The 26,190-nt window shown below is 41.4% G+C and carries 9 protein-coding genes and 1 pseudogene; 3 read left to right on the top strand and 7 right to left on the bottom strand.

Annotated features, from left to right (window positions below; genetic code table 11):
- The first annotated feature begins 2 nt into the window (after positions 1-2).
- A pseudogene (locus tag VYM24_RS04955) lies at positions 3-2,850 on the top strand (sugar-binding domain-containing protein).
- Between the two features lie 150 nt (positions 2,851-3,000).
- Here VYM24_RS04955 and VYM24_RS04950 read toward each other — a convergent pair.
- The 5 genes from VYM24_RS04950 to VYM24_RS04930 all read right to left on the bottom strand — a co-directional run bounded on the left by VYM24_RS04950 (position 3,001) and on the right by VYM24_RS04930 (position 11,955).
- On the bottom strand, positions 3,001-4,479 hold the full coding sequence (locus VYM24_RS04950) for a glycoside hydrolase family 30 protein (protein WP_330941613.1): 1,479 nt from the start codon (positions 4,477-4,479) through the stop codon (positions 3,001-3,003).
- A gap of 137 nt (positions 4,480-4,616) precedes the next feature.
- On the bottom strand, positions 4,617-5,453 hold the full coding sequence (locus VYM24_RS04945; RefSeq protein ID WP_291599720.1) for a BT_3987 domain-containing protein: 837 nt from the start codon (positions 5,451-5,453) through the stop codon (positions 4,617-4,619).
- A gap of 23 nt (positions 5,454-5,476) precedes the next feature.
- Positions 5,477-7,474: a RagB/SusD family nutrient uptake outer membrane protein gene (locus VYM24_RS04940; RefSeq protein WP_330941612.1), complete on the bottom strand. Its 1,998-nt coding sequence runs from the start codon at positions 7,472-7,474 to the stop codon at positions 5,477-5,479.
- A 19-nt stretch (positions 7,475-7,493) separates the two neighbouring features.
- Positions 7,494-10,577: a SusC/RagA family TonB-linked outer membrane protein gene (locus tag VYM24_RS04935; protein WP_217712886.1), complete on the bottom strand. Its 3,084-nt coding sequence runs from the start codon at positions 10,575-10,577 to the stop codon at positions 7,494-7,496.
- Positions 10,578-10,611: 34 nt separating this feature from the next.
- On the bottom strand, positions 10,612-11,955 hold the full coding sequence (locus VYM24_RS04930; protein ID WP_291549722.1) for an IPT/TIG domain-containing protein: 1,344 nt from the start codon (positions 11,953-11,955) through the stop codon (positions 10,612-10,614).
- 280 nt (positions 11,956-12,235) lie between these two features.
- Between VYM24_RS04930 and VYM24_RS04925 the strand changes: the two genes are divergently transcribed.
- Positions 12,236-14,896 (top strand): serine/threonine protein kinase, encoded by a 2,661-nt coding sequence (locus VYM24_RS04925; RefSeq protein WP_330941611.1) that lies wholly within the window; start codon positions 12,236-12,238, stop codon positions 14,894-14,896.
- Positions 14,897-14,913: 17 nt separating this feature from the next.
- Here the strand turns inward: VYM24_RS04925 and VYM24_RS04920 are convergent, their stop codons facing one another.
- Entirely contained in the window at positions 14,914-18,921 is a 4,008-nt protein-coding gene (locus VYM24_RS04920; RefSeq protein WP_330941610.1) for a two-component regulator propeller domain-containing protein, read from the bottom strand.
- A 413-nt stretch (positions 18,922-19,334) separates the two neighbouring features.
- On the opposite strand from VYM24_RS04920, the gene mutS reads away from it, so the two are divergent.
- Positions 19,335-21,923, top strand: coding sequence for a DNA mismatch repair protein MutS (mutS, locus tag VYM24_RS04915; RefSeq protein WP_044268323.1), 2,589 nt, complete (start codon positions 19,335-19,337; stop codon positions 21,921-21,923).
- A 32-nt stretch (positions 21,924-21,955) separates the two neighbouring features.
- Here the strand turns inward: mutS and VYM24_RS04910 are convergent, their stop codons facing one another.
- On the bottom strand, positions 21,956-26,029 hold the full coding sequence (locus VYM24_RS04910; protein ID WP_330941609.1) for a two-component regulator propeller domain-containing protein: 4,074 nt from the start codon (positions 26,027-26,029) through the stop codon (positions 21,956-21,958).
- Between the last annotated feature and the right edge of the window lie 161 nt (positions 26,030-26,190).

Raw genomic sequence — 26,190 nt, 5'->3', positions numbered from 1 at the left:
TAATGGTAAGAAAGATATATTTGCTGGTAGTCTTAGTACTATGTGCAATAACTGGTATGCGGGCACAAGAAGAACTCTCCCGGATAAATTTGGAAGGTTTATGGCAGTTCAAACTTGATCCGGATGGAGTGGGCATAGCAGAGAATTATGCAGAAAAGAGTTTCACAGAACAGATAATTCTCCCTGGTACAACAGATACAAACAAGAAAGGTAATCCTATAATAAAAAAGGATGATGAGTAGGTTATTCTCTTATGTAGGAAAGGCCTGGTATAAGAAAACAGTCGAAATTCCCCAAAAGTGGAAAGGTAAGTATATTCGGCTTATGTTGGAACGAACGAAGCCAACTTGTGTCTGGATTGATGGAGTAGAGGTAGGGCGGAATGATAATATTTCAACTTACCAGATTTATGATTTATCTAATCAACTTGTACCTGGGAAACATGAAATTACTATCATGATTGATAATGGCAAATCTGTACCGCCTCAACTGATAGGCTATTCGCATGCATTTACAGAGTCGACACAGACTAATTGGAATGGCATCATTGGCAATATGTATCTGGAAGTAAAAAATAGACTTCATATAAAGGAGGTGCAGGTATATCCCGATGTGTATAAGAAATCGGTGCGTGTAAGGGTAAATATTGCTTCACCTGAGAAAATTAAAAAGACTACAAAGTTAATTCTATATGCGGAAACTTGGAATACAAAAATAAGGTATAAAACAAAGGCGAAATCATATAGGTTGACAAAAATGCAGGAAGAATACGAATTTGATTATGACTTGGGGAGTGATGCATTATTATGGAGTGAGTTTCATCCTGTTTTATACAAATTACATGTCCAAATAGGTGATATCGATGAGCAAATAGTCAACTTTGGATTGAGAGAGTTTAAAACTTCCGGTACGCAATTCGCTATAAATGGACATAAGACGTTTTTACGTGGTAAGCATGATGCGTGTGTATTTCCGTTGACAGGTCATACAGCAATGGATGTAGAAACGTGGCAACACTATTTTCGGGTAGCCAAGTCATATGGCATCAATCACTATCGTTTTCATTCGTGGTGTCCGCCAGAAGCTTGCTTTTTGGCTGCTGATATGGAAGGTATCTATATTCAGGCTGAATTACCTTTTTGGGGAGCTTTTGACAAAAATGATAAATATCTGAATTCTTTCCTGACTAAAGAGGGCATCAATATACAGAATGAATATGGAAATCATGCGTCTTTTGTTATGTTTGCATTGGGTAATGAGCTTGGTGGTGATTTGGATGTGATGAAAGATCTCATTAATACTTTCAGGAACATAGACGACCGGAGACTATATGCTTTCGGTTCTAATAACTATTTAGGGTTCAAGGGGTATTTACCTGGTGAAGATTTTTTGGTAACGTGTCGTATTGGCGGAGAACAGTCCGGTACTTTCAATACACATGTGCGAGCATCTTTTTCCTTTGCTGATGCTTATGATGGTGGATACATAAACCATACTTATCCAAATACAACAATGGATTTTTCTTCTAGTATAGCTGGTTGCAAGATTCCTGTAATCAGCTTTGAAACAGGACAATATCAGATATATCCCAATTATAAGGAAATAGAAAAATATAAAGGTGTACTTTATCCTTATAACATGGAAGTCTTCAAAAATAGGTTAGCGAAAGCAGGAATGCTGAAACAGGCTGATAACTTCTTCCGTGCATCAGGAAAATGGGCTGTAGAACTTTATAAAGCAGAGATAGAGATGGACTTGAGAACGAATGGCTTTGGTGGTTTCCACTTGTTGGATCTGCAAGATTATCCAGGGCAAGGTTCTGCTTATGTGGGTATATTGGATGCTTTTATGGATAGTAAAGGACTTGTTACGCCAGAGAAATGGAGAGGATTTTGTTGTGAAACTGTGCCATTATTAGTTATAGATAAGTTCTGTTGGAGTAGTGACGAACAGATTTCAGCGATAATAAAGATTGCCAATTATGCAGAAGAATCATTGAATGGAAAATCTGTAATATGGGAATTAAAGTCCTTACAGGGAAAAATTTTAGATAAAGGTAGTCTGGAGATATCATCGGAAGATGTAGGATTGATAGAAATCGGAAGAATTCATCCTAATATTTCTGAAGTGGACCAGGCTCAAAGATTAGATTTGGAAATAAATATAGTGGGTACATCTTACCAAAATACTTACGGACTTTGGATATATTCGTCGAACAATCTAATCAGCCAATTCACGGATGTTATTATAACTGATACATTGGGAAAGAAGGTTATTGAAGAGTTGAAAAATGGAGGTAAGGTATTATGGTTCCCCAAACATAAGCTATATGAGAAACAAACTATAAGTGGTCTTTTCCAGACTGACTATTGGAATTATCGAATGTTTAAAACTATTAGTGAGAATAATAAGAGGCCAGTATCTCCGGGTACATTAGGTATTTTGGTTAATCCAGAACATCCCCTATTTTATGACTTCCCTACTGATTTCCATACGAATTGGCAATGGTTTTCTATTATTAAACAGAGTTATCCGATGATATTAGATAACTTTCCTTCACAATACACTCCTATTATACAGGTTATTGATAACATTGAAAGGAATCATAAATTAGGTTTGCTTTTTGAACTTGCTGTTGATAAAGGAAAGTTGCTGATATGTATGGCTGATTTGGAAGCTGTTATGGATAAACCAGAAGTGAGACAATTTTATACTAGTGTACTTCAGTATATGCATTCTGATAGTTTTAATCCTGAATTTCAGTTTGATGTTGATACTTTGACAAATCTACTTCGGAGTGAGACAAAAGCTGGTCAGATAGAAATATTAGAAAACAGATCCTATAAATAATCCTTTTTAGGGAAGATGAATTAAAGGTAAAAAGAATATTTCAGATGAAATTTTGTTAGTTAGGAAACAAGTAATTTTTATTTTAGTGTAGTGAAGAATCTGCTTTCTTTTACGAGAAGAGATTCTTCACTGTTTTTTTATTTCAAAAATCTACTTCTCTTCGAATGTATTGAAAGAGTGCGGTTGAAGTTCAATGTTCAGGTAACGGTTACCCAATTTCACAGTTACTTTTTTAGCCTTATCATTAAAGTTTCCGGCTATCACTACCTTTTTCTTTTCTGGAGTTTCCACTACCAAGACCGGTGTTCTTCCTTCTGTTGAAGGCTTGTAAGCTATTATACGTGAACCGGGTGTTACGAACTGGCTATAATGTCTTACAGCATAATACTCCGGTGTAAGAGTTGCCGTACGGGATTTTGAATCAACATGTATCAAAGCGTTCTGTTTCCAACCCCAGGGACTTTCACCATTATCACAAAGCGTACTGTTCCAGAAGGTGTATTCTTCGCAGCCATTACCCAGGTAGTGGTTAATCAGATGGAAGGTGTGTTCGCCCGCTCTCCAGTCGAAGGTACCTCCACCGCATTCGCTTTCTGTCTGCATATACTTGTACTGGGGGTATTTGGCACGTATTTTAGGCAGTATCTGTCCTCCTTCCCACTGAAAGCCAACTCCCTGAACGCTTTGCGGCATGCGTGGGTCGGAGAGTATTTTATCAACATAGTCATAGCGGTTGGTATTGAAAGTACCAAGGTAGAGAGCTACTTCCGGATGGCGCTTCTTTAATGTGGGCGCCAGATACTCTACGTTGAAACGTACGGTACCCTCGGCTGTCCAGGCACAACCGGGATACGGAGTATAGCTGTATGCTTCGTTCTGATACATGATCATATCGATGGGAATTCCTTGTTCTTTATAAGCATCAATGAATTTGCAGAAGAAGTTGGCATAAGTTTGCAGATAGCGGGGGTCTTGTATCATGTAGTCGTTCACTGCGAGTTGCCGGGGGAAGACGTTATCGCGTGTCTCCGTATTATCCTCATAGAGTACTACATCAGACAGAGGCGACATCTTATTAGTCCTGTCGCTGCGAACCGGATAGTCATTGTTAATTTTCATCCAGCTGGGAGGTGACCAGGGAGACATCCAGAAAGTCATACCCGGATTATACTTTTGCGCTGCACGGACAAAGGGGATAATAGCCAGTTTATCACGGTTGATGTTGAAATACTTCAGTTGGAAGTCGCCTGATACTTCATCGCAGCTATACCAGCCGCGGGCATAGTCATTGGCATTCATCGAAATGCGGCCTCTGTTGAAACGAAGTTCTCCTTCAGGGGAAAACATTTTCTTCAACAGGTCATCCTGTTCATCACGGGTGAGCATATTCAAGGCATCCCAGCACAGTTCGTTAAAGGTGGTTCCCCATGCTTTGAATGTGGTGCCTTCTTCCGTTCCGCTGATATCTAAAAGCGGGGTTTGGCCGGCGCTCGATTGTAATTTCACTTTTGATTGTTTCCAAGTGTTGCCTTCGGTGCTGCTGACCCAATTGAAATTCTGGGCATAGGTATTAGCAGCCAAAGCGGTGAGGCAACACATAAACACTCTTTTGATGTTTTTTTCTCTCATGATAATAGTTCATTTATGTAATTAATAATTCACCACGGATTACACTGATATTCACAGATTGTTTATATTGAAGAGCAAGTATCTGTTTTTATCTGTATAATCTGTGGTGGTTTTTAATATATCCTTTCCGGCTACGATTATTCTTCGCTTGCCGTTGCCGATATTAAGTAGGCTTCCACTTCATTTCCATTCACCTTGCATGCAAAGCTGAATGTTTTGTTTTGAGGATCGTAGCTTCCGCTTCCCTCCGTAACATTCAGGTTCTTCCATCCGGCAAGGCTGAGTGTGTTATCTTCGTTCACTGTAATGGTGAGTCCGGTATCTTTCGCTCTTGCCAGTTCCTCAGTACCTGTATAATAAATACGAATTGTATTCTTGTTTACGGCAACGGCATTACGAATCAAACTAAAGGAAGCTCCGTTGTTGGTACCGATGTAATTGTAGTATCCCGAGTAGTTGTTGTAGGTCTTTATAGCGAACAGAACCACTGTTTCAGCTTGTGCAACGGGATACTCCTTGCAAGATTCCATTTTCAGCGGAAGGGCGTATAAGGAGTCACAATGTAATCCTTCCGGGTGGATGGCGACAGGTATGCGGGTATAAGATTCTCCGGCACGGATCACCGCATTCATTGAAGATATGTTGTAATTAGCCGTAGGAAGTGCCTGATATTGGATTTCCGTACTCGATTTATATTTTTGATTGTAAGAAGTGATGCCTGAGGGATCTTCAATCAATGTACAGTGAATGTCCCCATCCGGATTCAATGAGCCGCTGGTGCCTACCGATACGAAAGTTTCTGCACTTTCGTCCGCATAGTTGACGTTGCGGGTCACTAATGCTCCTTCTTCTCCGATACCTACCAGATAGGCTTGTTTTATATACTGTTCCTCTTCCCAAACATTGGTGTTCTCACATCCGGTGAGCATAAAGAGCGAACCTATCGCTAATGAAAATAAAATATGCTTTTTCATAATTGTCTTAATATTAAAGTTAATTACCAGCCTGGATTCTGAACCAGTTTTGCATTATGATCCAACGTTGTCTGTGGGATGGGGAAGAAGTACATCTTCTGTGTAAATACACGCTTCTGTATTCTCTCTGAATCCCATATTGTACGGGTGTAGAATCCGGTACGGTTGTTTACTCTGGCTTTGGTATTCCAACCGATAATCTTTGTATTATAAGCTGCGTCCGCATCGCCCCAACGGCGTAAATCGTGATAGCGAAGTCCTTCGAGGGCAAACTCCACTTTACGTTCCAGCTTGATGGCTTCACGCATGTCGTCTCTGCTGTTCAGTTCGGCATCGGTAATACCCGGCATGCCGGCACGATAACGTATCATATTGAAATATTTCTTTATTTCTTCTGTATTGCGGGCCACGGTGATACCTGTGGCTTCATCCGTATAACTTCCTTCCAATTCATTTAAAGCTTCTACATAGTTGAGGAGGATTTCCGCATAACGGAATACAGCAAATGTTTTGGCACGACTGGAGCCTTTCATGTTATCTTCCTGATTGATGTATTTGCGGAGGGTATAGCCTGTACGGTTGTAGTTGTCCGGATATTCGGGAAGGGGGCCTGCATTACCATCAGAGTAATAAGTCACTTCCACATTGGTCACCGGGTCATTGCCCACATAAGAGGTACCAGGCCAGATACAATGATTATATCCTATGGTTGCGTAAAAGCGAGGTTCACGGTAGGCATCTACTTTGGCTACATTGCCATCCACGGTATAGCCGTCAGATACTCTGTAAGCAATATCTATCGGATCACCTGCATGAGAAGCATCAGGGTAAGGATAGTTTGCGCTGGAATGGTGAATGTCATATCCATCTATCATTTTGTAGGAATCAATCAAATCCATACAGAGATTTATACCGTTGGCACCTCCTAAGGCAGTTGGTGTTGCTAACCACTGTGGGGAGTCTCCACCAGTTATGGCATCACAATAATAAATGTATTCTGGGATTAACTCTGCATTGACAGAACCGTCGAACAAGGTCTTATACGATGCGTAAGGATCAATGTTACCAGCTCCATTGGGATAACTCTCCTGTGGAATGTTGGTCGGAAGTTTTTGAGTTCTTTCTGTACGCGCAGTCGTATAAAGTTTGTATTTATCCATATTGATGACACGTTTTGCAGCTACGGCGGCCTTCCCCCATTTAGAGTTATCGTTGGTTGGAGAGATATAGTTTCGTCCATCCGAGGTTTTCCAGTCTGTATATCGGTTGTTACCGTTATACCATGGACTTGCGGCATAAAGGCGCAAACGCGAAATGACAGCTAATGCTGCACCTTTTGTCGGAATATTTTGGAACTGCTGTGTACGGGTTTCTTGAAGGAATTCTGATGCTTTTTCCATATCATTGCAAATATAATCTACACATTCATCATAAGTGTTTCGCTCTACTGAAGCTTCTTCAGACGGAGTATCGGCATCAAAAGGTTTGTCTGGAACAATGGGCACGGGGCCATATTGGCGTAGCAAACTGAAGTAAAAATAACCACGCAGGAAGTAAGCGCGGCCTGTATAGTCACGACGTTCCATATCCGATAGCTCTTTGCACTCATTGATGCGGGTTAGTACAGTGTTGGCTTTACGAATGCCTTGGTAAAAAGTTACCCAATTATTATAGTGTGCACTTTGCGGTGTTTCGTTTCCTAATAATAATGCCATTGCAGAATGTCGGTTACCACTATCGCCATAATCCTCTGGCCAAGAGGCAAAACATTCATCGGAGGCCATACCGAATGGGAAGGAAGATTCAGTGAACAGTTTACTCTCATTCGGAAGTTTAGTGGCAATTCCATTAATATATTCGTTGACACGTACTTTGCTCTGGAAGATAGAGTCGATATTAGTTTGATCATAAAAGTAGGAATCTACATCCAGATAAGACTCGCATGAGCTTAATCCAAGACTTACTCCCGCCCAAATGAACATACTGCAAAGAAGAGCTTTAAATGTATATTTAGTATTCATAATGATTTCGTTTTTTATATTAGAATTGAAGATTTGCCTGTATGGTGAATACGCGTTGTAGTGGGTATACCGCACCGTTGTCAGACGCTTGTGCTGGATCCCATAATTTAATTTTGTCCCAGCAGTGAAGATTATCACCGATCAAACTGATCTGACAGCCTTGCAAACCGATTTTCTTGAAGCATGGTAGAGTGATGTCATACATGATTTGTACATTCTTCAAACGTACATAAGATCCGTCTGCAATCCAGAATGTGGATGCCTGATTATTGTTTTTATTCTCTCCATAAGTGAGACGTGGGAAACGCGCGTTTGGATTTTCCGTGTCCTTGGTTCCGGAATAGGAAGCCGGTGTCCAACGATTGCTGGCATCTGCCACAATGCTGAGTATGTTTCCTGTTTGTCCACCGTTGAAAGGGTGGAAGCCGTTTCCTCCATACAGGAAGTTTACTTGACCTACTCCTTCAAGCAGGGCACTTACGGTTAGTCTTTTCCAATGAAATTCCAAACCGAATCCGTATTGCAGGCGTGGTACGTTAGAATAACAGATAGGTACTTCATCGTAACTGTCAATTTTGCCGTCTCCATTGATATCTTTGTATTTGATGTCTCCTGGCATTACATTGCTTGTGAAAGTCTGTTTGGGACTTGCATCAATGTCTGCCTGGTCTTTAAATAATCCTAAGGCCACCAGTCCTCGTTGAGTCCCCCAAGGTGTTCCTTTCCATGCTTGATAGGGGTATTTGATACCACTTTGTTCGTATTCAAGCAGTTTGTTGTTAGAGTAAGTGAAGTTAGCACGGCCTGTCAGACTCATATCATTTTTGAATCGATAGGTATATGAGATGTTGCCATCAGCTCCCCAGCTTTTCATTTCACCTACATTTGCCCAAGGTAATGTAGCTAATCCCATTTCGTCAGGGATACTGGCACGCTGTTGGAAGATGCCTGTACGGCGTTCGCTAAAGAAGTCGATAGTAAAGTCTACGCTATTATTAAATAACTGTCCGTCAATACCTATGTCGACCTTCTTGGCTTTCTCCCAACGCAGATTCTGAGAAGCCTCCTGGTCTTCATAAATAGTTTGACCGCTTCCCCAGATACCTGCTCCGCTACCTTCTTTCATGGTGGAAAGGAACGGAAAGCGTATGCTGTTATCATTGGTAAGTCGGTCGTTACCTACGATACCATAAGAAGCTCTGATTTTAAAAAAGTTGATGAAAGGCAGATTCTTCTGTACCCATTCATATTGTGTGGGCACCCAACCTGCTGAGATTGCAGGGAATACACCGAATTTTTGTCCTTTTTCAAATGCTTCTGAACCGGTATAGCCGATGTTTCCTTCCAAGAAGTAAGTGTCTTTATAAGCATAAGTGGCACGGCCGGCTAAACCTGTGTATCTTTTAGGAATGGATGCAATAAGTGTTTGTGCTTCACCGGTAATGAAGTCTTCCATATAGAAATCAAGTAATCCGGTTACGCGATGCTGTTCGTTGAATAAACGGTTGTAATTTATACGGGCATCGAAATAGATTTTCCGTGTGGTTGAATTGGTAGATTCGTATTTATCGTCTGTTCTAGCGACCTTTTCTATCAGGTTCAAAGAGCCATCTCTGTTTCTTCCTTGAGCATAATAGAGTGCGGGAGTTTTTGTCTGAGACTGTAAGAGGGAAGAAAAAGTATTGATTGACATGGTGGCTTCCGCCTTCAGACCTTTTATCCATTGGTCAAAATCTTGTTCAAGGCGTAGGCGGATACTGCTTGTCGTTTCATTTCTCTTCTTATAACCTGTATAGTTTAGTAAGATATATGGGTTCTGTTGGTCAGCACTGGCACCGTAGGCTGGAAGCGAACCATCCGAATAAAGTACCGGAACGGTCACAGGGGTCAGGTTGGCTTGTGTTTGCCACAAGGCTTTCGTATCATTGGCATATCCGGGGAAAGAGTTGGTTACAATCTCTGTTGATAAGCCCAGCTCAATAATAGTACTTTTGGTTAGGTTAGCATCGATATTTGCGCGGAAATTGTATTTATTATAACCTACACTATTATCATAGTTTTTAATTCCTTTATCTTGCTTATAGATGGCATCCTTGTGTTGGAGGCCCACACTCATGTAGTAACGTGCATTCGTTCCACCACCATTGATACTGATGTGATGCTGATTGTTCCATACATAATCTTTCAGCATGACATCGCGCCAGTTTACATTGGGATATAAATCCGGGTCCAGTCCTGTTTCTATCAGGTTTAACTCGGCATTACTATATACAGGACGTCCACCTCGTACAACGGAGGCTTCGTTGGCCAGTTGTGCGTATGTATATCCGTCCACATATTCGGGATTGCGTGCAGAATAGGAAAGCCCGACATTACTTTTCACACTGATATTCAGTTTACCCGATTTACCGCGCTTTGTTGTAACGAGTACCACACCGTTGGCACCGCGTACACCATATACAGCTGTAGAGGAAGCATCTTTCAGGATGGTGAAGCTTTCAATATCGGCAGGATCAAGTATATTCAGGTCGCCTTCTACACCGTCAATTAACACTAAAGCGGATGCACCTGCACCGAAAGTACTGATACCACGAATCCAGAATTCAGAAAAGTCATTGCCAGGCTCACCGCTTCGGGTTACGGCAATGATGCCCGGTACACGACCTCCCAACATGTTTGTTACCGAGGATGAAGGAACTTGTAAATCAGATGCCTTTACGTTAGTTACCGCACCTACTACCGAGATTTTACGTTGAGTACCACGACCTACAATCACTACCTCATCGGTCTCATTTACAATTTCTTTCAGTGCAATCTTTTGCTTGGTTTTATTTCCGTTTACCACCAGTTCCTGGGGTGCATAACCTATGTAGGTAAACACCAATACTGTATTGGCGGGAACATTGTCCATGCGGAAATTACCATCAACATCCGTGATAGCTCCTTTGGAAGGATTGTTTTTATATTGAATCGTAACACCGGGTAATTCTTCACCTTGCTCCGTCATCACAATACCGGATACGGTGAAACCATTCTGTGCGGCAAGTGGAAGCACACTTGCAAGCAATAGGAATGAAAGTATAAGGAAAAATCTATTTTTCATATATTAGTTTATTTATTGATTTACGGGAAGGAGTTTATTCTATAGCGAGTTTACGCACATTCAATCCTGCACCTCCGGCTATATAGAAGTTTTCTTCAGAATCCATAGCTATATCTTTGGGGTATAGGAATGTACATTCCAGTGGAAGTCCGTCTGTTTCAGTTTCGCCCGACATGGTGCCGCCGGCAGCAATTGTTACGTAGCCATCCGGGTAGGATATTTTTCGGATGGATTGTCCGCCTGCGTTTACTACATATATGTTGCCTTCATTGTCAACAGTTACTCCATTTGGCCAGGCAAACTGTATCTCTTCCCGATAACCTTCCGTATTGGTTTGGTTAGGCCAGCCGTTTCCGGCATATCTTTCGTCCGACCATGTGCCGTCGGCGTTCTGCTTAATCCGGTATACAGCATGTGTCCTGTCTTCTGCAAAATAGAAGCAATCTTCTACACGGCTATAAGCCAGATAGCTACAATGGTCGGAAACCCAAGCTTCAAAGTCCCAGCGGTGTTCAAGGAGTTTTTCTACTTTGTACTGTCCGCTATCATCTTTTTCAGTCAGATTGATACGTACGAAGATTCCCAGGTGATTTCTTGTATAGAGGTATTTTTCTTCATCGTCAATAACGCAGGACCAGGTTTCACCACTGTTGGCGGATAATTCGGTGATACCTTCGCGCAATAGCTCCGGTTGCCAACTATTTTCACGGCGCAGGATATACACTTTAGCTGATTTGACATCAATAAAATACATTTTATCACGGTTTTTATTGATTGCAGGTTTACCTGCTTTGAATCCACTTATCAGGGTTGTAACCAGGTTTTCGCTCTCTGAAATCAGGCGTACCCGTTGCTTGTCCGATTCTACTGCTACAATGTTGTCTCCTGCCACTATGCCGACAGCAAATACATTATTGAATAGTGCATCGTAGATGTTTCCATCGGTATCTCCTCTTTTATTGTAGGTTCCGCAAACTGTAGAGACTTTCTGTACCTGTGTGTAGGCAAATGTTTTGTCGATGGTAAGCTCTTTATCGTCTACAATGACTTTAACAGAATTATTACCGCCTGGTTGTTTAGGTACGGTACAGTAAATTGAAGTTCCGTCACTTGATATGATGTTAGCCTCTTTGGTATCGGCAAAGAACACTTTCATCTTGGACAGGTCTGTACCGAAGTTTCCCTGAACAATGATTTTGTCACCTATTCCTCCTTTTTCCGGGATAAAGCCGGTCAGTGCCTGAGGCTTTGAGGGATCATACTTGTTGGTGATGACGGGATGTTTCACGATGTCTTCATTGCTACAACTGCTGATGAAGAACAAGGCCAGCAACAGCCAGCTCTTTCTTTGGATTGATTTGAGAAATTTGTCTTTCATATATATTATTATTAAAAGGATTGGTCACTGAAACTCTTTGTCCTTATTGCTGATTTACGGTCTTTAAGGCCGGTGCAAATAAATATAGAAAAGAACCGGGAAGAGTACTCAAATGAGGCAGAAAGGGATACAGAGCGAGGAATGCGTTATTTGTATACCTTAACTGCGTCAAAAAGACACTTATTTTATGAGAATCCGTGCGTTTTTTTATATGTATTCATCGTATTCCATGAATAAATGATATCTTTGGAAGTTTAAAATCTGTAATTTATATAGGACTATGAGTGACTTGGGAGACATTGATAAAACATTGCGTCCTGGTGATGCGGATCATGATATAACTCTCCGCCCAGCAGATAGTGCGGATAAAACCCTGCGTGCCGAACAGCAAAAAAATATTGAGATTATCACCCGTCAACATGATAGGGAGTATTTAATTGGTGGGCTGAACTACAAAGTGATAGATATCCTTTCAGAAGGGACGGGAGAAGCACAGATCTTTTTGGTGGAAAATAAGGGCGAAAAATATGTCTTGAAGCTCTATTATGCTGGCATTGAACCTCCCCCTAATCATCATATTCTGGAAATTATCAGACAAACTCCACATTCCGGTTTATTGGTAGATATTATAGATCACGGCCAGTGGAATAATCCACATGTTTCCGATGAATTGAGGCATTATGAAATAATGACCTATTGTAGCGGCGGGTCTCTGGATAAGATAAACTTGAAGGGAAATGAAAGGAAGCTTTGTGAAATAGCTAAACAGGCAGCCGCTGCCATTGATTTTTGCCATAAGCATGGGTTCATTCATCGTGACATCAAGCCGGGTAACTTCTTTTTTGCCGATGAAAGTCAAAAGCAAGTGTTGCTGGGAGACTTTGGTATATCAGTAAGATGTGATCAGAATGGAGTGGCCTGTACTGACCAAGCACGCACTCGCATCTATGCAGCTCCTGAAATGTATTATACGGTTCCCGGTGAGAACAGAGTGGAGATTGATACGAAGAGTGATTTCTACTCTCTTGGCATGGTGTTACTCTGCCTGTGGATGGGGGAGAAAGAATTTAAAGAGAGAGAATTTGAATTGATGCAGCGCAAACGTACGGGGGATTTACCTTTTCCAACGGACTTGTCCGAACATACGTTGCAATTGATAAGAGCATTGACTGCACCACAGCCGGAAAAACGTTATGGTTTTGCTGAAATTGGTCGTTGGGCCCGGGAAGAAAGTGTATTGGATATGCCCTATTATGATATTGATGGATGTCCGCAAACTACAGTTGAGGGAATAGCCCAATCTCTTATTAAGAATTTTAATACCTATCAGACGGCATTGGTGAATTCTAATGATTCCCTTTTTCTTTTTTTCAATGCTCGCGGCTTGAATCAGCTTACGGATAAAGTTACGCCGTTATTCAATGAGGAGGGGCGACAACGGGAAGCTTTGTGGCGTTTGATCTATACCCTTGATCCTTCGCGTCCTTATGAATTGACCGATGAAAAGGGAAATTCGGGACACTGTAATACTCCGGGGGAAATTCTTTATTATGTTTCTAATAACATTCTGAACTCTGATTCGTGGAATGACCTGGCAGAAGAATCATTCCTGATCTGGCTTTCTGCCCGTGATAAAGAATTAGTAGAAAAGATACGCACTCAATTAGAAGGCTTCACTACATCCGATGCTGCCGTGACTTATGGTGTACTTTATAACTTAAATCCCAAAGTTTCCTTCACCCTGCAAATGGATGAAACCGCAAGTGATTATTATTTCACGTATACGCAAATAGCCCAATTCATCAATCAACAGTTGATGGTTTATAAGGATACATCTGAGAATGATGTGAACCACGAATCTGTTGATAATATCCTCAGAATGTTTTCGGGTATGAAAGGTTCGCGGCTTTATTTCTATCTGAAATCTAAGGAAGTGTATGAAGATAAGGTTGAGTGGATAAGTTACTGTTTTGAACTGGAATCTAAAGATAATCTTCGAAAAGCGGGACCTTATAACTGGATCATCGCTACTTTCAAGATGATTAAAGGGTTGGGAGCTTTGCCTTATTATTATTTCAAGGATAGCGATAAATATGTAACTGATCTGGAGGATTTGAAGGCTATTCCATGGAAAGAACTCAGGAATGAACTGGAAAACGGATATCTGAAGGACTGGCTGACTGTCTTTTTTCAGGAAGACCCTTTTAAGGATCTTTCTCCCAAATTTACTTATGAGCAGGAAACTGTAAAATACCTCGAATTCATCGAAAAAATAGATAGTAAAGATGCGGCCGTCTCTGGCTTTCGTGTTGCCACGGATTTTTTGAATACGAACCTTCGGGATATACGTATGCATAACAGGATACTTGCATCTGTGCCTGTTTTGCTGGCAATATTCTGTATTATTCCTGTTTTAATCTCTGTATTTACATTAGTCGTGTATGGGCTTCCGTTTACGGAGAATCCGTTGCCCGTTTGTTCTGTCGAAACGATTGTAACGATATCCGTCATTTTTATTATTCTGATTTATTTTGTGGCTAATGCAGCTTTGATTGGAAGTATTGTTATGGGTTCTCTTTTGGGAGCAATGATTTATTATACCGTATATCTTATATTGGAAGTATTTCTGCCTCAGGCGCCTTACTTATTAGCAGGGATATTGCTTATTCCTACTTATTTTCTGATAAAAAGCTGTTATTTCACTTTCCCTGTCAAGCGGAAAAAGTATAATCACTTGTTAAACCTTACTTTTGAGGAGAAGGTTGTTGAACCTTTGTATTTTGCTTTCAGAACAGATATGGAGACGAAATTTGAATCTTCTATTGGCAGTGAATTGGCGCAATATAACAGATATCTGAAAGATTGCGCCTTTGAATTCTCTTTTTATACAGCTATTTCTCTGTGGCTTGTGGGCTGGTTGGCATTTATGTCTTATTCATAAGACACCTTTCAAAGTATCTACATTGAAGATTTCTCTTCTTCTTTTTTCTGATACTCAGTGGGAGTCATATCAAATTCGTTTTTGAAGCATTTTGTGAAGTATTTAGGATTGGAGAAACCTACGGCATAAGCCACTTCGGATATATTCACAAAAGGCTTTTTTAGTATTGTACAGGCATGTTTAAGTCTGATATTCCGGATAAACTCAACAGGTGAAAGCCCGGTCATAACCTTCATTTTCCTGTTTAGAGTGGATTTGGAGACATTAAGTTCTGAAGCGAAAGCATCTATATCAAAATCTGATTCAACCAGATACTTCTCAACGCATTCGATGGCTTTTTCCAGGAACTGCTCGTCAGTACTCTGATATTCCAGTGCTACAACATTGATTTCCGTATCGACTCTGAACTTCTCTTGCCGTTTCTGGTTAGATCTCATCAGATTGTCAATGCGTGCATTCAGCATCTTCATTTCAAATGGTTTCGTCAGGTAGCCGTTTGCTCCTGCATTGAAACATTTCACCTGGTCTTCCACAGAATTCTTTGCCGTAAGCATCAGCACCGGTATATGGCTGGTGTTGATGTCCTGTTTCATTGTTGCACAGAGCTCGATTCCATCCATTTCGGGCATCATATAGTCGCTGACCATCAGGTTTACGTCTTCGCTTCTTACAATTTCCAATGCTTTTTTCCCATTTGTAGCAGTGAGTATATTGTAGTGTGTTGCCAACTTTCTTTTCATCAATAGCAGGAACTCTTCATTGTCATCTACCAGTAATATCGTACCTTCTTTCTCCTCTGTATCTTCTGTTGCTTCATTCGGTACTGTTGACGGTATTTCACTGGTTTCGATAATGTCCTTTATTTCCGGATAATGATTCCGGTCGATAGGGATTAGAACAGTGAATCTGGAACCTTCTCCGATACTGCTTTCTACCTGGATGTCTCCTTTATGCAAGGTCACCAGTTTCTTTGTTAATGAAAGCCCTACACCGTTTGATTGAGGCGCATAAGCTGTTTTGTTCACATAGAATGGAGTGAATATCTTGGATATTTCTTTCTGGTCTATGCCTATTCCTTCATCCTGCACCTCTATCCGGAGGAATCGGGAATTATCCTTTTGCAGAGTCGATACATTCAGCTCTACTTTTTTATCGGCAGGTGTATATTTGGCCGCATTCGAGAGTATGTTGTACAGAACCTTGTCTATTTTGTCAAAGTCCATATATCCCCAAATGTCTTTTTCTTCCAGATGAAGACTGAAATGAAGGTTTTTCTTTTCAATGATCGGTCGTATGCCTGTATGGTAGATTTCACGGATGAAGCTGCTGATATTGCCATAGGTAGGGGTGAGTACAAACGAGTCGTTTTCTACTTTCCGGAAATCTAGCACTTGCTGGATTAAGCGTTTTAAGCGGAGCACATTACTTTTCAATATATGTACATCTTCCTGTGGAGATGCCTTTGTTTCTTCCAAATCATCTGCTACGCAACTGATGGTAGTGAGCGGGGTGAGCAGTTCATGGCTTATGTGGGTGAAATATTCCAGTTTAGTCTTGGTCAGTTCTTTCTGGAATCTAACCTGGTCGGACCGTCTTACCCTGTGCAGGTAATAGAACATGATGGAATAAAGGACCAGAATGATGAGAGTTATATAGGTACCGTATGCCCACCATGTTTCGTACCAAGCCGGCTTTTTATAGATACGCAGTTCTGTGACGTCGTCTTTCCAGTAGCCGTATTCATCTGTAGAGCGTACCTTGAAAGTATGATATCCTTTAGGAATTTTATTGTAGAAAGCCGACCGATTACCGGTTTCGGTGTATACCCACTCCTTGTCCACGCCATCCATCTTGTAGGCGTATCTTATTCTCGATGTTGCTGTAAATTGAAGAGCGGAGAAGAAGATTTCAAGATTGTTATCTTCGGACTCCAACCAGACGCTTCGGGTTGATAAATCTTTCGACTGGCGCTGGGGGTTGAAGAAGAAAGAATTATTGGATACCTTGATATCTGTTATGATGACCGGATTGGAATTGATCTTCTTAGACGGGAATTTTGAGGAAGCCATCGATACAAAGCCACCATGCCCACCGGCATAAAGCTTGCCGTTGAACAAGTCTATGACGTCCTTCTTGAACGAGTTTATCTGAACGGATTCGTCTGAATTTGAATAATGAATGTATCTATCTGACTGGATATCATAGGCAGTCAATTGTCGGTTTGTTAGTATCCAAAGGGTATTCCTGTCATGTTTCATCCCTAAAATAGACTGTCCGGTCATTCCGCATGAGCTACTGAAGTCCTTCATTGTCTCTGAGTTGAAATCCATTTTCAGGATGGAACCTTGAGTAGTGGCGATCCATAGATGGTTTTCCTGGATCACTATCTTATCAATATTGTTACTGGGTAAGGATGAATTCTGGGTTGAGTATTGTTTAATCGGTTTCAGTTTATCCCCTAAAGAAACCTTATGTAAACCGGAATCTTCGGTTGCCAACCAGATGTTACCGTGTCCGTCTTCTGCAATAGATGTAATGTTGGGCAGAGAGAATTCGGGGATGATAAAGTCTTTGCCATCCGGTTTTAGATAGAGCTGTCCGGTGGTAGCTACCCATAAATTTCCCTTACTGTCTTCATACATGGATGTAATGTTGCCAGTAGTCCCTTTTGGTGTATATAAGTCCTTTGCCAGTAGGTACTCAATTTCTCTTTTACTGTTTAGTTTTGCCTTGTAGAGGGTGGGTTGGTCTCTGCATCCCAGCCAGAATTCTCCCGGCTGTTTCGAACGGAGGATATATCCTACATTATGCACTCCGGAATTTGTATTCGAGTAGTCATAGAATTTATCCTGTTCTATGTCATACCAGCAGAGTCCCCAACGTTCCTGATTGAACCAGAGCCCATTGTTGGGGTCAATACCCAGAGTGGTTATATTCGTGTCGAAACCTACATGTCTTTTCAGTTTGGGCAGGAAGTTATTAGCTATGGCAGGATTTCCCATTAGCAAGTGATACCCGCTGTCATAAGCCCCGGCCCAAAGGTTGCCTTCCCTGTCTTTAATGATCTGGCTGAACATTTTGTTATAATCGAACATATACGAGCTGAGGTCCACTTTTTCCAGATGTCCGTCCACCACTTTGAAAGCATAGAGTTCGTGGTAGCCGAATACCCATATATAGCCGTAAACATCATCTTGTACTACACTGAAGAAGGCGGTTTCAGGCAGGTGCAGTTTTTCATTGAAGATTTCTTGATGCGTGTACATTTTATCCTCTGTTGCATCCGGATGAAAACGGTAGATACCGTCTCCCCAAGTCAATATCCAATATTGGTCATCTCTGTCCTGAAATATTTTAAACGGATTATTATTCACTCCGAGTGTAGGGAAACTCATAAATGTATCTGTATTCTTGAGATACTTATATAAACCTCCTCCCCATGTGCATACCCATATATTGCCGAAATGATCTTCATATATTGAGTTTATACCATTATTGGGAACCGCCGGGATCAAATTTCCGTAACGTTTCTTCAACGAATAGTCGGAATTGTAGTGAGAAACCTGATTACGGGTACATATCCATAGTTCTTTCCGGCTATCTACCAACATGAAGTTTATCCATGTATTCTGGATTTCTGTATCTGGGAATGGCCGTATCTGATAGTTACTTTTATCCACCAAATTAACTCCCTGTCTTGTTCCTACCAGCAGGCAATTATCATCTTCAGCAAAACACCAGATGAAATCATCGGTTAATAAATGAGGCTGGTTAAAATCTGATTTGAAAGTCTGGAGTTGGTATCCGTCATATCGTCCTAAGCCGTTTTTAGTTCCTAACCAGATGAATCCATTCTGATCCTGATGTAAGTCTATTACTTCATTGGAAGGCAGCTGTTCCAGAAAAGGCATTTGTTTGGCTATTATTTGCTGTGCATATGAGGAAATGCTCATTAATAGGAAGATGACAATGAGAAAGGGGGATACATATATCTGAATTTCTGTACGATGCATTCTGTTTTCCATAATGTTACAAGGTATTTTCTTTGGTGGCGATTGCAAAAATAGGGTATTATTGGCAATACTTCAATCAAAATGGCATTTTTGTGAACCTCCCTGTAAGGTATGGGCATAAAAAAAGGAGTACCGCTGTACTCCAACCTTTGTTAACCTTAAATCTAATACTATGAAAAACACAGTGCAAAGATACGGACTTTTGGAATATCTGCAAATAAAACAAATAAAAAAGAGTGTTTTATAACATGTTTTAGTAAAAGTGTTGTTTTTGTTAAGGCTTACTAAGGATTTGAGTCCCCCCAGTACTTGTTTTCTAAAAAAGAATTATCTTTGCATGGCTGCGGAAATAGCTGCACTTTTGCATATTAATAAATTTATAAAGAACAACTACTGTGAGCGAAGAAGATATTGTCCTTACCCCGATGATGAAACAGTTCTTGGACCTGAAAGCCAAGCATCCTGATGCCGTTATGCTGTTTCGCTGCGGCGACTTCTATGAAACTTATTCTACCGATGCTGTTGTTGCAGCCGAAATCCTGGGAATTACCCTGACTAAGCGTGCCAATGGTAAAGGGAAGACTGTTGAAATGGCGGGATTCCCTCATCATGCACTGGATACGTATCTGCCTAAACTGGTACGTGCCGGGAAGCGTGTAGCCATCTGTGACCAGTTGGAAGACCCGAAAATGACCAAGAAACTGGTGAAGCGGGGTATTACGGAACTGGTAACTCCCGGTGTTTCCATCAATGATAATATACTGAATTACCGGGAGAATAACTTCCTGGCTGCCGTACATTTTGGTAAGGGAACGTGCGGTGTGGCATTTCTCGATATATCTACGGGTGAGTTCCTCACAGCAGAAGGGCCTTTCGACTATGTAGACAAGCTATTGAATAACTTCGCGCCTAAAGAAGTACTTTTTGAGCGTGGTAAGCGGGGCATGTTCGAGGGGAATTTCGGAAGTAAGTTCTTTACCTTCGAACTGGACGACTGGGTGTTTACAGAGACTACCGCCCGGGAGAAACTTCTGAAGCATTTTGAAACGAAGAATCTGAAAGGTTTTGGTGTAGAGCATCTCAAGAATGGTATCATCGCTTCGGGAGCTATCCTGCAATATCTCATCATGACGCAGCATACCCAAATCGGGCATATCACTTCTTTGGCACGTATTGAAGAAGATAAATACGTCCGTCTGGATAAATTCACGGTCCGTAGCCTTGAGTTGATAGGCAGCATGAATGATGGAGGCAGCAGTTTGCTAAATGTGATTGATAAGACTATCAGTCCGATGGGTGCCCGTTTACTGAAGCGCTGGTTGGTGTTTCCGTTGAAAGATGTGTTGCCTATCAATGAACGTCTGAACGTGGTGGAATACTTCTTTCGTCAGCCGGATTTCAAAGAACTGATCGAAGAACAGTTGCATTTGATAGGCGATTTGGAACGTATCATCTCTAAAGTGGCTGTAGGACGTGTTTCTCCTCGTGAAGTAGTTGCATTAAAGGTAGCTTTGCAGGCTATCGAGCCTATTAAGGAAGCTTGTATGGAGGCGGATAATGCCAGTCTGAACCGTATCGGTGAGCAACTGAATATCTGTAAGTCCATTCGCGACCGCATTGAAAAAGAGATTAATAATGATCCTCCGTTGCTGATAAACAAAGGTGGTGTTATGAAGTTGGGCGTCAATGCCGAATTGGATGAATTACGCCAGATAGCTTATTCCGGTAAAGATTATCTGCTACAGATACAGCAACGGGAAAGTGAGCTGACTGAAATTCCCAGTCTGAAAATCGGTTACAACAATGTATTCGGTTACTATATTGAAGTGCGCAATACACATAAGGATAAGGTACCACAGGAGTGGATACGTAAACAGACCTTGGCCAATGCCGAACGTTACATTACACAAGAGCTGAAAGAGTACGAAGAGAAAATTCTCGGTGCCGAAGATAAGATATTGATACTGGAAACCCAGCTCTACATGGAACTGGTGCAGGCTTTAAGTGAGTTTATTCCTGCCATTCAGGTGAATGCAAACCAGATCGCGCGTCTGGACTGTTTGCTGTCTTTTGCCAATGTGGCACGTGAGAATAATTATATACGTCCTGTCATCGAAGACAACGATGTACTGGATATCCGCCAGGGACGACATCCGGTTATCGAGAAGCAACTTCCCATAGGAGAGAAGTACATTGCCAATGATGTGGTGCTGGATAGTAGCTCGCAACAGATCATCATCATTACCGGTCCGAACATGGCGGGTAAGTCTGCATTGCTGAGACAGACGGCGTTGATAACGCTGCTGGCACAGATTGGTAGCTTCGTACCTGCCGAGAGTGCACATATCGGTTTGGTGGATAAGATATTTACCCGTGTAGGTGCCAGTGATAATATTTCTGTCGGAGAGTCTACTTTCATGGTGGAAATGAACGAGGCGGCTGATATTTTGAATAACCTTTCTTCGCGCAGTCTGGTGCTCTTTGACGAGTTGGGACGAGGTACATCTACGTACGACGGTATTTCTATTGCCTGGGCGATTGTAGAGCATATCCATGAGCATCCTAAAGCAAAGGCGCGTACGTTGTTTGCTACGCACTATCACGAGTTGAACGAGATGGAGAAAAGCTTCAAGCGTATCAAGAACTACAATGTTTCCGTTAAGGAGGTGGATAATAAGGTCATTTTCCTGCGTAAACTGGAACGTGGCGGTAGTGAACACTCCTTTGGTATCCATGTGGCAAAGATGGCGGGTATGCCGAAAAGTATCGTAAAACGTGCGAATGATATTCTGAAACAGCTTGAGGCAGACAATCGTCAGCAAGGTATTGCAAGTAAGCCGATGGCGGAAGTAGGAGAGACGCGTGGCGGCATGCAGCTTAGCTTTTTCCAGTTGGAAGATCCTGTGCTCTGCCAGATACGTGACGAGATTTTGAATCTGGATGTGAATAATCTGACCCCACTGGAGGCATTGAATAAGTTGAATGATATTAAGAGGATTGTAAAGGGGAAGTAAAAACTTCCCTTTTTTATTCTTATCCGGTGACGTTATTCGTTGATAGAATCCATATCTGTCAATTCCTTCTTCACACTATCCTTCTGCTGTTCCCTATATTGGCGTGGTGGCATACCGAAACGCTGGGAGAATAATTTATAGAACGTTCCGCGGTTATTGAAACCTGTCTTGTCCATAATTTCCTCAATGGTATAGTTCTTTGTCAGCAACAGTCGCTCGGCCATTGTGAGGCGATATTCTTTGATGATATCAGCAGGAGATTTGTCCGTTATAGGCTTTAATTTACGGTAGAACTGACGGGTGCTATAGCCCAGGTCACTGCTCAATAGTTCAACGGATAAGTCAGGGTTTGTGATATTCTTTTCTATGGTTTCTATCACCTTATCCAGGAATTCCTGATCTTCTTTGTGGATACAGTTCCCGTTTTCCACTTTGAATGAACTGAATATGGAACTATAATATTCTTTCAGGTCCGATTCTCTTTTAATCAACCGGTAGACTACTTTCTCTAAGTATTTTACATTGAAAGGTTTCGTCACATACACTTCTGCACCAGCCTCAATGCCTTTCACCTGATCGTCTTCGTGATGAAGGGCAGACAGTAGAATGAGTGGAATATGGCTCCATAACTTGTTTTGCTTGATTTTCTGGGCAAAGGAAAGTCCGTCTATTTCAGGCATCATCACATCTGAAATAATCAGATCCGGCTGTTTCAGTTCCAGACTGGCCAAAGCTTCTGCAGCGTTATTGAAAGATAATACATTGTATTTATCTACAAATATTTCCGAGACGAACCATAACATAGAAGGATCGTCGTCAATGATCATAACCGTGTGCTTGGAAGTGTCGAAATTAACAGCGGTCTGTTCCAGTTCCATGGGCTCCGTATTTGTATTCAGAGGTCCTGTTTCATACACTTTTTGGGGTGTTTCCGCTTCCTGTGCAGTGGGCGATAGTTCCGGTAAAGTGACTGTAAATGTCGTTATCTCATTCTGAATACTGCTGACATTGATTTCACCGTTCAACAGAGTAACCATATTCTTACAAATAGCCAATCCCAGCCCATTCCGTGAATTCTTGCCATTCATTTCAAAAGAATCCAATATCTTATAGCGATCGAATATCTTTGCAAGATTCTCTTTAGCTATCCCCTTTCCTGAGTTGGATATATTAAGGGTTAGAAGCTGGTTTTCTACTTTCAGGCCGATGGTGATATTCCCTTCTTCCGGAGTATATTTGAAAGCATTTGAGATCAGGTTATTGACGATCTTACTGAAACAGCTGATATCCGTGTTCCATTCAATGTCCGGTTCAATATCCAACCGATAGTTCAGATTCTTATTTTCAGCCAATTCACAGAAGGATTCCGCTATGTTCCGGAGTTTGTCCGATACGGATAATCTTTGGATAGAAAGCACTTTATGACCGGTTTCCAGCCTGCGGAATTCCAGCAGTTCCAGAATCAAGCCATTCAGTTTTTCTGTATTCTGCTGTATCATCTTCCCGTATTTGCGGATGTACGAATCAGATTGCGGGTAGGCAAGTATCTTCTCGCACGGACCATAAATCAGCGTCAGCGGCGTACAGAATTCATGCGTGATGTTGGTAAAGAAGCGCAGCTTGGACTCATAGACTTCTTCTTTCTTTTCCCGGTTCAATTTCTCAATCATGCGGTGTTGCTTCCGGCGGTATTGATGAACTATCCTGTAAACAGCAAGAATGCAGAACAAAGCGATTAATATGAAATAGAGAATATACGCCCAGTTACTTAAATACCAGGGAGGAGTAATCTGAATCAGAAGTTTCTGCGGTTCGCACTCTTTTCCATTCATGTTATTCTTGTATTTCACTAACAAGGTATATTGTCCGGGTGCAAGATTGGAGAAGATGGCGCTGGCCGATGTTCCGCTTTCTATCCACTGGCTGCTTACTTCGTCCAATTTGTAAGAATAAGAGTAATTGTTACCATTTATATAATCTATTGCCATAAAGTCGATACAGAAGAAGTTCTGGCTATAATCCAGCTGAAGTATCTTCTTTCCTTTCTTGTCGTGAAGAAAATCATGAATATTGTATTCTTTTCCGAAGATAGATAATCCCTTCAGGTTTATTTGAGGCATATAGTCTGCCATAATATAAGCGTTAGGCTTGACGGTAACAAATCCGTTTGTCCCTCCGAAGAATAAAGTTTCGGTCCGTAAGTCTTTATAAAAAGCACCATCACTGAATTCAGTGACTTCCAGTCCGTTTTCCCGGTCGTAAGTCTGCCCGGTATTGGTTTTAGTGTTGAACCTTACCAGTCCTTGATTTGTGCTGATCCAAAGGTTATTTTGCTGGTCTTCCAAAATGCCATGTACTGTGTTGTTTGAGAAAAGGTCAGCCCTGTCATGATAATGTGAGTAATCTTCATTGAAGTGAAGTAGTCCGGAACTGGTTCCCAGCCAATATCCTTTCTCATTTTTATAAATGGCGAAAATATCATTGGCCGTCTGACTGTTCACTACATTATCAAACCTGTATGGAGTTAGCTGTTCGGTTTCGACATTGAGCCGGTAGGCTCCATAACCACGGTTACCGAACCAAAGGATAGAATCATTCTCCTGGAAGGAGGTAAAGAAATAATTGGAAGCCATACGCCCGTCATCCAGAACAATTCTGGTAGCCGATTTAACGGAAGGAGAGCTACCGGCTTTATCCAAAATAACTTTTACGATACCTTCACCTACAGTGGATACCCATAAAGTGGTATCATTTAATTCGTTGATGGAGTGTACATATTTCACCTTCTTTCCATCGGCTATCACTGTAAACGCTTTCAGCTGTTTATTCTGGTATGAATAGTAGTTAAGCCCGTTTTCCGTTCCAATCCATAGCCTGTTCGCAGAACCGGGGGCAAAGCAATAGACGGTGTTGTCGGTTAAGGTACTGTTGCTGATGGAGATCCGATCGAAAGAAGCTGCTGTATTGGTTTCCGGAGAATAATTCCTGATACGCAATATACCTCCTCCTTTGGTTCCTATCCATAAGGTTTGTTCCTCGTCGTAGTAAACGGTACGTACGGGGTTGTTTATCTGGTATACAGGAGTATCCAGCAGCGTATTGGTAATGGAGAAAGCATCATTGAAATACATGTATACCCCTTGTCCGTCTGTTCCTATCCAAACAATATCTTGATATTTGTCCTTCATCAGACAGAAGATGCCGGAATGGATTTCCGTATCTTGTATCTGGTATTTTATTTTCTGATCGGACATATATTTCAATACGATCAATCCGCTGCTTTTGAAGCCAATGTAATAGTCGTTTTGTTGTTTGATGATGGAAGAAACTTCTCCGCGAGTTTCGACTTCTGCTTTGAGATCTGCAATAAAGTATTGCTGTTGATTGCCGAAGTCATATTCATAGAGTGAGTAGGTTTTATCGATGAAATAGGCCAGATCTTCTTCTGCGAATGCCCATAATAACTGTTCGGGGTGCTTGAAAAGATTGCTGGGGGTGAGGGTTATTCCTTCTTTATTCTTGTTTATCTGATAGCTGCGGGTGTCATTATTCGAAGTGAATACCCATAGAATATTGTTTTTGTCGATGATAGTGGATAATACGTGTCCGAATGCTATTTGAGCTACTTCCAATTTTTGGAAGAGTTGCTTTTCCGGTTGATAGTAATAGATATATCCGTCGTCTTTTACAATGAAGAGGTCATTATCCCTGCTTTTTGCCATATAGTTCTTGTCTTTGAACTCCGTAAAGCTTTTAGATGTCTGGAGTTTGGTATCCAGACGATCCAGTCCATAGTTGGTCTGTATCCATAATACATCCTTTTCAGTCTCCATGATGTCGTTAATCAGGTTTCCGGATAATGGGGCTTTCGTCGGGTTGACAGGATTATATACATGGATATTGGTGCCGTCGAAAATATTCAGACCATCACATGAACCGATCCAGATAACTCCCTGATGATCCTGGTAAAGGGATAAGATAGCACTGTTGGATAAGCCGTTTTTGTTTGAAAATTGCCGCAGACTGTATGCATGAATCAAATGCGGAAAGCAGCATAAGATGCAAATAAACAGTGAAACTTGGGGGAAATAGTGTCTGTTTTTCATATCTGTATATCGGACTAATTAGGTATTGCAAAGATAGAGAATTATGGTAGGATACGGCTGGGAAGCATAGAAAAAAGAGTAATACTTTTCTGACTTTTTTGTGCGTTTTACAGCCATATATCTTTTTTTGTGACAATTAAAAGAAAAGCAGATAATTCAGT

The sequence above is a fragment of the Bacteroides sp. MSB163 genome, from assembly GCF_036416795.1.
In the GTDB taxonomy this organism is placed as follows: domain Bacteria; phylum Bacteroidota; class Bacteroidia; order Bacteroidales; family Bacteroidaceae; genus Bacteroides; species Bacteroides maternus.
Note: the sequence above shows the minus strand (reverse complement) of the source record. Positions and strands in the feature narration are given on the sequence as shown.